Genomic DNA, 8,524 nt, shown 5'->3' with positions numbered 1-8,524 from the left:
CGCGCCCATGGACCTCGGCCTCGCCGTCCCGCAGTACGGCAGGTTCGCCGCGCTGGGCAGCGTGACGCGGGTGGCCCGCGAGGCCGAGGCGATGGGGTTCGCCGGCCTGTGGGCGGGCGACCGGCTGCTGACGCCGCTGCGGCCCAAGGACCGCTATCCCGGGGGCGACGGCAGCGTGCCCGAGGCTCATCGGGTGTTCCTCGACCCGTTCGCGGTGCTGGCGGTGGCCGCGTCCGTGACCTCGTCGGTCCGGCTGGGAACCAGCGCGCTCAACGCCTGCTGGTACCCCCCGCCGGTGCTGGCCCGCTCGCTCACCACGATCGACCACCTGAGCGGCGGCCGGCTGGCGGCGGGCCTCGGCCTCGGCTGGTCCTCCGACGAGTACGCCGCCGTCGGCGTGCCCTGGAAGGGCCGGGCGGAACGTTACGAGGCCACCCTCGACGCCCTGGAAGCGATCTGGGGCGCGGACCCCGTGACGTTCGAGCACGAGCTGTGGACGATCGCGCCCAGTCACATCGACCCCAAGCCGGCCCGCCGCCCGCCGCTGCTGCTGGCCGGGTTCGCCCCGGAGGCGTTGCGCCGGATCGGGCGCAGGGGCGACGGCTGGCTGACGGCCGCGCTGCCCGTGCCCGTGCTCCTGTCGATGTGGGAGACGGTCAGGGAAAGCGCCGAGCAGGCCGGACGCGACCCCGATGCCCTGCGCATGATCCTGCGCTCCAACCCGGTGATCACCGCCGACGGCGCCCCGCCGCGGAGCGGCACGGTGGCCGAGATCGCGGCGTACCTGGCGCAGGCGGCGGAGGCCGGGGTCCACGAGGTCATCCTGGACCTCCAGCACACCGCCGCCGACGACGACCACCTGCTGGAGCTGGCCGCCGACTTCCGTGAGCGTCTCGGCGCGCTTTGAGCGCGGGTTACTTGAGCGCGGAGAGCGCGCCCTCGTAGTCGGGCTCCTGGGTGATCTCGGGCACCAGCTCGGAGTAGACCACGTTGTCGTCGGCGTCGATCACGACGACCGCGCGCGCGGCCAGGCCGGCCAGCGGGCCCGACTCCTGGGCCACGCCGTAGTCGGCGAGGAACTCGCGCCCGCGCATGAGCGACAGCATGGTCACCTTGTCCAGGCCCTCGGCGCCGCAGAACCGGTTCTGGGCGAAGGGCAGGTCGGCCGAGACGCAGAGCACGACCGCGTCGGGGTGCTCGGACGCGACCTGGTTGAAGCGGCGCACGGAGGCCGCGCAGACGCCGGTGTCGACGCTCGGGAAGATGTTGAGCACCTTGGTCTTGCCGGCGAAGTCGGCCAGCGTGCGGTCGGACAGGTCGGTGCCGACCAGCTTGAAGGCGGGCGCGGCGTCGCCGGGCTTCGGGAAGGCGCCGCCCACGGTGATCGGGTTGCCCTTGAAAGTGACGTCGGACATGAAAGCCTCCTGATAGCGATGTTCCCCGACCAGCGATCCTAGCGGCGCGATCTCCACTACGCCGTAGCGGCTCGGGCCCGGCACAGCGGCGGCCCGGAAGCGGCGGCCGCCGCCCACCGGGCCATCGTCCGTCGCCGTGCCTAGACGTTGCGGCGGTACTGGCCGCCCGCCTCGAACAGGGCCTCGGTGATCTGGCCGAGCGAGCAGACCCGGGCCGCGTCCATCAGCACCGCGAACGCGTTGCCGTCGGACATCGCGACCTCGCGCAGCCGGGACAGCTCCGCGGGCGCCTGCGACCGGTTGCGCTCGTGGAAGGCGTGCAGGCGGTCGAGCTGCGACTGCTTCTCCTCCTCGGTGCCCCTGGCCAGCTCCAGCTTGTGCGGGTCGGACTGCTCGGCGCCGGGGTTGCGGAAGGTGTTGACGCCGATGATCGGCAGGGATCCGTCGTGCTTGCGCATCTCGTACAGCATCGACTCGTCCTGGATCTTGCCGCGCTGGTAGCCGGTCTCCATCGCGCCGAGCACGCCGCCCCGGTCCGACAGCCGCTCGAACTCGGCCAGCACGGCCTCCTCGACCAGGTCGGTCAGCTCGTCGATGATGAACGAGCCCTGCAGCGGGTTCTCGTTCCTGGCCAGGCCCCACTCGCGGTTGATGATGAGCTGGATCGCCATCGCCCGGCGCACCGAGTCGGCCGACGGGGTGGTGACGGCCTCGTCGAAGGCGTTGGTGTGCAGGCTGTTGCAGTTGTCGTAGATGGCGATCAGGGCCTGCAGAGTGGTGCGGATGTCGTTGAAGGACATCTCCTGGGCGTGCAGCGACCGGCCCGAGGTCTGGATGTGGTACTTGAGCTTCTGGGAGCGCTCGGCCGCGCCGTAACGCTCGCGCATGGCCACCGCCCAGATCCGGCGCGCCACCCGGCCGAGCACGCTGTACTCGGGGTCCATGCCGTTGGAGAAGAAGAACGACAGGTTCGGCGCGAAGTCGTCGATCCGCATCCCCCTGGCCAGGTACGCCTCCACGTACGTGAACCCGTTGGCCAGCGTGAACGCGAGCTGGCTGATCGGGTTGGCCCCCGCCTCGGCGATGTGGTAGCCGGAGATGGAGACCGAGTAGAAGTTCCTGACCCCGTTCTGGATGAACCATTCCTGGATGTCGGCCATCATCCGCAACGAGAACTCGGTGGAGAAGATGCAGGTGTTCTGCCCCTGGTCCTCCTTCAGGATGTCGGCCTGGACCGTGCCCCTGACCGTGGCCAGCGTACGGGCGCGCAGGTCGCGGGCCTCCTGCTCGTCGGGCTCGCGGCCCTGCTCGGCGCGGAAGCGGTCGAGGGCCTGGTCGAGCGCGGCGTTGAGGAAGAAGGCCAGGATCGTGGGCGCCGGGCCGTTGATCGTCATGGACACCGACGTGTTGGGCGCGGCCAGGTCGAACCCGTCGTAGAGCACCTTCATGTCGTCGAGCGTGGCGATGGACACGCCCGAGGTGCCGACCTTGCCGTAGATGTCGGGACGCAGGTCGGGGTCGTGGCCGTACAGGGTGACCGAGTCGAAGGCGGTGGACAGCCGGGTGGCGGGCTGGCCCTCCGACAGCAGCTTGAAGCGCCGGTTGGTGCGGAACGGGTCGCCCTCGCCGGCGAACATCCTGGTCGGGTCCTCGTCGTCGCGCTTGAACGGGAAGACCCCGGCGGTGAACGGGAACGACCCGGGCAGGTTCTCCGAGCGCAGGAAGCGCAGCAGGTCGCCGTGGTCGCTGAAGCGCGGCAGGGCCACCCGCGGGATGCGGTTGCCGGACAACGTCTCGCGCCAGAGCGGGGTGTGGATCTCCCGGTCGCGGATCTTCACGACCAGCTCGTCGCTGCGGTACGCCTCCTTGATCGCGGGCCAGCCGTCGAGCAGGCGGCGGCTCTCCTCGCTCAGCTCGCTCTCGGCCTGCTCGGCGAGCCCGGCCAGCCGGGCGTCCTCGCCGTCCAGGAGCTCCCGCACGGCGGCGAGCTGCTGACGGCGGCGCGCGACCTCCGCCTGGGCCAGCGTCTCGGCGTGGTAGGTCCGGACGGAGTCGGCGATGTCGGACAGGTAGCGGGCGCGGGCGGGCGGGACGATGGCCGCGGCCGCCTTGGAGGTGCGCTCGGTCACCACAGGCAGCAGCCCCGGCCCGACGTCCTCCAGCAGCAGGCCCTTGAGGTGCTGGTAGAGGGCGGTGACGCCGGCGTCGTTGTAGCGGGCGGCGATCGTGCCGAAGACCGGCATGTCCTCGGGCGACTGACCGAACGCCTCCCGGTTGCGCACGAGCTGGCGGCGCACGTCGCGCAGGGCGTCCTCGGCGCCGCGGCGCTCGTACTTGTTGATGACGACGGCCTCGGCGAAGTCGAGCATGTCGATCTTCTCCAGCTGGGAGGCGGCGCCGAACTCGGGGGTCATGACGTAGATGGGCACGTCGACGTGCGGGACGATGCCGGCGTCGCCCTGGCCGATGCCGGGGGTCTCCACGATCACCAGGTCGTAGCCGGCCGCGCGGCACGCGGTGACCACGTCGTCGAGGCAGGCCGGGACCTCGTTGGCGGCCCCGCGGGTGGCCAGCGAGCGGAAGTAGGTCTGGGGGCCCAGGCTGTTCATTCGGATGCGGTCGCCGAGCAGCGCGCCGCCGCCGCGCCGGCGGGTGGGGTCGATGGCGAGGATGGCGATGCGCAGTTTGTCGTCGTTGTCCACCCGGAACCGGCGGACCAGCTCGTCGGTGAGCGAGGACTTGCCCGAACCGCCCGTGCCGGTGATGCCGAGCACCCGTGCCGGACGCTCCTGGACGGCGACCGCCGCCTTCAGCCCCTCGGCCAGCTCGGCGGAGGCGCGGCCGGACTCCATGAAGGTGATCGCGCGGGCCAGCGCCGCCTGGTCGCCCGAGAGCACGGCCTCGACCGACGGCGGGTCGCCGAGCTCGTGGTCGCACTCCTCGATCAGCTTGTTGATCATGCCGGGCAGGCCGTACCGCTGGCCGTCCTCGGGCGAGAAGATGCGCGTGACGCCCCGCTCGTGCAGCAGCTCGATCTCCTCGGGGACGATCACGCCGCCACCGCCGCCGTACACCTTGACGTGACCCGCGCCGCGCTCGCGCAGCAGCTCGACCAGGTAGGTGAAGAACTCGACGTGGCCGCCCTGGTAGGAGCTGATGGCCACGCCCTGGACGTCCTCCTGGACGGCGGCCGTGACGATCTCGTCCACGGACCGGTTGTGGCCGAGATGGATCACCTCGGCCCCCTGCGTCTGGAGGATGCGCCGCATGATGTTGATCGCCGCGTCATGGCCGTCGAACAGCGCCGCGGCGGTCACGAAACGAACAGGGTACGCCGGAACGTGCACGCCTGATCACTCCTTTGTGAGGGGACCCTCCTGCGAAAGATACTAGGACGTCCAACTATTTCGATAGTAGGACGTCCTCGTAGCTCCTTCCGGTCTGGGTAAGGACTGCCCCAGGGGGTGACGCCGATGCGCGCGTTGACGTTCGAGCCGGGCCGGCAGGGGACGCTAGAGGTGGAAGAGGTGCCCGAGCCGGAGCCGGGGCCAGGGGAGCTGCTCGTGCAGGGGCTGGCGCTGGGGGTCTGCGGTACCGACAGGGAGCTGGCGGCGGCCGAGTACGGCTGGGCGCCGCCCGGCAGGAGCCGCATGGTCATCGGCCACGAGTCGCTCGGCCGGGTGCTCCAGGTGCCCGACGGGTCCGCCTTCTCCCCCGGCGACCTGGTCGTGGGCGTGGTGCGCCGGCCCGATCCCGAGCCGTGCGGGGCCTGCGCGCGGGGCGAGTTCGACATGTGCCGCAACGGCCGCTACACCGAGCGCGGCATCAAGGAGATCGACGGCTACGCCAGCGAGCAGTGGGCGGTCGAGGCCGGGTACGCCGTGCGCCTGGACCCGTCGCTGGAGAGCGTGGGCATGCTCGTCGAGCCGACGTCCGTGGTGGCCAAGGCGTGGGAGCACATCGAGCGCATCGGCTCGCGCGCCTGGTTCGAGCCGCGCACGGTGCTGGTGACCGGCGCGGGGCCGATCGGGCTGCTGGCGGCGCTGCTGGGCCGGCAGCGCGGGCTGGAGGTGCACGTCCTGGACCGGGAGGCGGGCGGGGCCAAGCCCGCGCTGGTGGCCGACCTGGGGGCGACGTACCACGTGGGCTCCGGCCTGGACGCCTTCACCGACGACAAACCGGACATCATCATCGAGGGCACGGGCGTGGGGCAGCTCGTCATGGAGGCGCTGACCTGCACGTCCGCGGCCGGGATCGTCTGCCTGGCCGGGCTCGGCGCGGGCGGGCGCACCCACCGGCTGGACGTCAGCGAGATCAACCGGGACATCGTCCTGGAGAACGACGCGATCTTCGGCACGGTCAACGCCAACCTCCGCCACTTCCGGGACGCCGCGACCGCCCTGGCCCAGGCGGACCGGAGCTGGCTCGAACGCCTGGTCACCCGCCGCGTGCCGCTCAGCCAGGCGAAGGACGCCTTCAGCCACGAGCCGGGCGACGTCAAGGTGGTCCTCGACCTGACCTCCTGATCCTCGCGGCCTCAGCTCTTCGGGGTGTAGGGCCTGCGGCGGTTGGCGGGAACGTGGCCCGCGCCCGTCCGGCCGTCGCGCGGGGCGGGCACCTCGGGCGCCGCCGCCCGGACGGCGCGTTGCCGGAGCGCGGCGGAGGACGACGGCCCGGCCTGCGTGGAAGAGGCGGCGGGCGCGGCGGGGGCGCTGCCCACGCGGACCCCGGCGGCCTCGCGCGGCGGCGGCGCGGGGGTCAGCACGGTCACGCGCGGCGCCCATTCCTCGGCGTCCCTCGTCCGGCCGTCACCGCGGCCCTCTGGCGCGTTCCAGAACCGCAGCCAGCCGAAGCGGCGGTGGACGCCACGACGGCGGCCGGTCACCCGTAAGGAGAGCACGACGGTCACCAGCACCATCGCGACCAGCAACGCGGGCGGCGTGCCCAGGACGTCGAGCGGCGAGGACCGGCCCGCGTCCGTGCGCGGCGCGGGCACGAACGGCCGCTCGGTCGACCGGATCTCGGTCGCCTGGTCGGCCGCGGCCTTGACCACCCGGGGAAGGCCGTAGCCGACGACCTTGTCGGTGTCCCTGACCTTGCGCTTGAGCCAGACGCGGTCGACGTTGGCCTCGATGGTGTGGATCTTCCTGCCCTCGACCCGTTCCACGATCCCGACGTGGTCGACGCCCTTGTAGCTCTTTCCGCCGCCCCAGTCGAAGAAGACCAGCGCGCCGGGCTCGGGCCGCTGCGCCCAGGCCTTCTGCTTGATGAACCAGGCGGCGTGGGACGGCGTCCAGGCGAACTGCCCGACGTACGGGCCGAGGCCGGTCTTGTCGGCCGCCCAGGCGATGAACATGTCGCACCAGGGCGCGTTGCGGTATTGGGTGTCCTGGACGCGATCCGCGTACCACTGGCCGAATTTGGTGCTCTGGCCGCTCTTCTCCTTGTAACCGAGTTCCTGCCGTACCTGCTTCAGCAGCGCGTCCGCGATCGGGTCCAGGGTGACTCCTCCCCGAAAAACCGACAAATCACGATGGACTGTAGTAGCGCCATCGCGAAATTGCTCGAATCATTCAGAAAGTGTCTATTTATGGGCCCAAATTTCGGCATTGGGACGCATGTGACGGGTGGTGCGTCCCTCGTCAGGCTCCGGCGCCCACGCGGTAGACGCTCACCTCGCCCGCGCCCGGCGCCACCACGTCGGCCACGATCACGGTGACGTTGTCCGGCGAGCCGCCCTCGTTCGCCAGGTCGATGAGCCGCTGGACGGCCGCCGCCGGGTCTGCCACCGTGGTCAGCACCTCGTGCAGGACCTCGGGCCCGAGCACGGTGGTGAGCCCGTCGGAGCAGAGGAGGTAACGATCGTCAGGCTCGGCCTCGCGCAGCGCCATGTCCGGTTCGGCCCTGCCCTCGCTGCCCAGGACGCGCAGCACCATGGACCGCCGGGGGTGCACGGCGGCTTGATCCTCCGTTATCCGCCCTTCGTCCACCATCGACTGCACAAGTGTGTGATCCTTGGTCATCTGATAGAGCGCACCATCACGAAGCAGGTATCCGCGGGAGTCACCCAGATGAGCAAGGGCGAACCGGTAGCCGTCCCACAGCATGGCGGTCACCGTGGTCCCCATCCCCCGGCGGGCGGGGTCGATGTCGGCCAGTTCGACCAGCCTGCGGGCCGCCTCGTGCACGGCGCCCTCCAGGGCCGCCTCCAGGTCCGAGCCGGTCTCGGGAAGCGTGGCATCCAGCTCGCGCATGACGGCGATCGCCGCCGAGCTCGCCAGCTCGCCCGCCGCGTGCCCGCCCATGCCGTCGGCAACCACGAGCAACCGGCCACTCGCATAGCCGGAATCCTCGTTCTGCTCCCTGCGACGGCCCACGTCTGATCCGGCGGCATAGCGGATGTTGTGCTTCATACCCAGCAGTAAATCATTGGTTGAAAGACTTCACAAGCAGATGCGCTGAAGACTCTTGTGAACTACTGTGGCCTCATGAGCCACGACCCGACCGTGAACGCCGGGGACATCGCCCGGCTCGCCGGTGTCGGGCGTGCCGCGGTGAGCAACTGGCGCCGCCGCCACGACGACTTCCCCCAGCCGATCGGCGGAACCGCGAACCAGCCGCTGTTCTCGCTGCGGCAGATCGAGTCCTGGCTGCGCCGCTATGGGAAGTCCTACCAGGTCTCGCTGGCAGATCGGGTGTGGCAACGCCTGAAAGCCGCCGGCGATCTGCGGCTGGGCCACCTGGTCGCCCAGGCTGGAACGTTGCTGACCAGCGGGAAGAGCGAGCTGGAGCCCGAGCTGGCCGGGCTCGTGTCGGAGCTGGCCGAGCGCCACGGCGCGCTGACGGCCTACGAGTTCCTCTGCGAGCGATACCTGGAGGCCCACTCCCGCCAGCTCTCGGTCACCCGCCACGACGTGGCCGAACTGATGCTGCGGCTGGTCCGCGCCGAGGGCGCCACCGTCCTCGACCCGGCCTGCGGGGTCGGCACCCTGCTCCTGCCGCCGGCCGCCGCGCTATGGGCAAAAAATCGGACTTGAGGCGCATTGGAGCAGGTCGGGGGCGCGCGGTAACGTCCTTCGCATGACGCTTCCCCTGCACCGGCGTGCCGT

General features: G+C 71.0%; 7 protein-coding genes. 3 read left to right on the top strand and 4 right to left on the bottom strand.

What is annotated here, in order from left to right:
- On the top strand, positions 1–907 hold a 907-nt coding region (locus tag ACWEJ6_RS53870; protein ID WP_452433487.1), incomplete at its 5' end, for a TIGR03619 family F420-dependent LLM class oxidoreductase.
- 7 nt (positions 908–914) lie between these two features.
- On the opposite strand, the gene tpx is transcribed toward ACWEJ6_RS53870, so the two are convergent.
- Both tpx and icmF read right to left on the bottom strand, forming a co-directional pair.
- Positions 915–1,415: a thiol peroxidase gene (tpx, locus tag ACWEJ6_RS53865; RefSeq protein WP_352324335.1), complete on the bottom strand. Its 501-nt coding sequence runs from the start codon at positions 1,413–1,415 to the stop codon at positions 915–917.
- 140 nt (positions 1,416–1,555) lie between these two features.
- Positions 1,556–4,762, bottom strand: a complete 3,207-nt coding sequence (icmF, locus tag ACWEJ6_RS53860; RefSeq protein ID WP_452433486.1) for a fused isobutyryl-CoA mutase/GTPase IcmF — start codon at positions 4,760–4,762, stop codon at positions 1,556–1,558.
- Between the two features lie 126 nt (positions 4,763–4,888).
- Between icmF and ACWEJ6_RS53855 the strand changes: the two genes are divergently transcribed.
- Positions 4,889–5,941 (top strand): glucose 1-dehydrogenase, encoded by a 1,053-nt coding sequence (locus ACWEJ6_RS53855; protein WP_449916286.1) that lies wholly within the window; start codon positions 4,889–4,891, stop codon positions 5,939–5,941.
- Positions 5,942–5,952: 11 nt separating this feature from the next.
- Here the strand turns inward: ACWEJ6_RS53855 and ACWEJ6_RS53850 are convergent, their stop codons facing one another.
- Both ACWEJ6_RS53850 and ACWEJ6_RS53845 read right to left on the bottom strand, forming a co-directional pair.
- Positions 5,953–6,942 carry a CHAP domain-containing protein gene (locus ACWEJ6_RS53850; RefSeq protein ID WP_452433483.1) on the bottom strand — a complete coding sequence of 330 codons (990 nt, stop codon included), beginning with the start codon at positions 6,940–6,942 and terminating at the stop codon, positions 5,953–5,955.
- Positions 6,943–7,057: 115 nt separating this feature from the next.
- Positions 7,058–7,828 carry a PP2C family protein-serine/threonine phosphatase gene (locus ACWEJ6_RS53845; protein ID WP_352349865.1) on the bottom strand — a complete coding sequence of 257 codons (771 nt, stop codon included), beginning with the start codon at positions 7,826–7,828 and terminating at the stop codon, positions 7,058–7,060.
- A 75-nt stretch (positions 7,829–7,903) separates the two neighbouring features.
- Here ACWEJ6_RS53845 and ACWEJ6_RS53840 point away from each other — a divergent pair, with 75 nt between their 5' ends.
- Complete coding sequence (locus tag ACWEJ6_RS53840; protein ID WP_452433481.1) at positions 7,904–8,452, top strand: hypothetical protein; 549 nt, start codon at positions 7,904–7,906, stop codon at positions 8,450–8,452.
- The last annotated feature ends 72 nt before the right edge of the window (positions 8,453–8,524 follow it).

It is taken from the genome of Nonomuraea sp. NPDC004702 (assembly GCF_053601695.1).
This window is presented reverse-complemented; position numbering and strand designations above follow the sequence as displayed.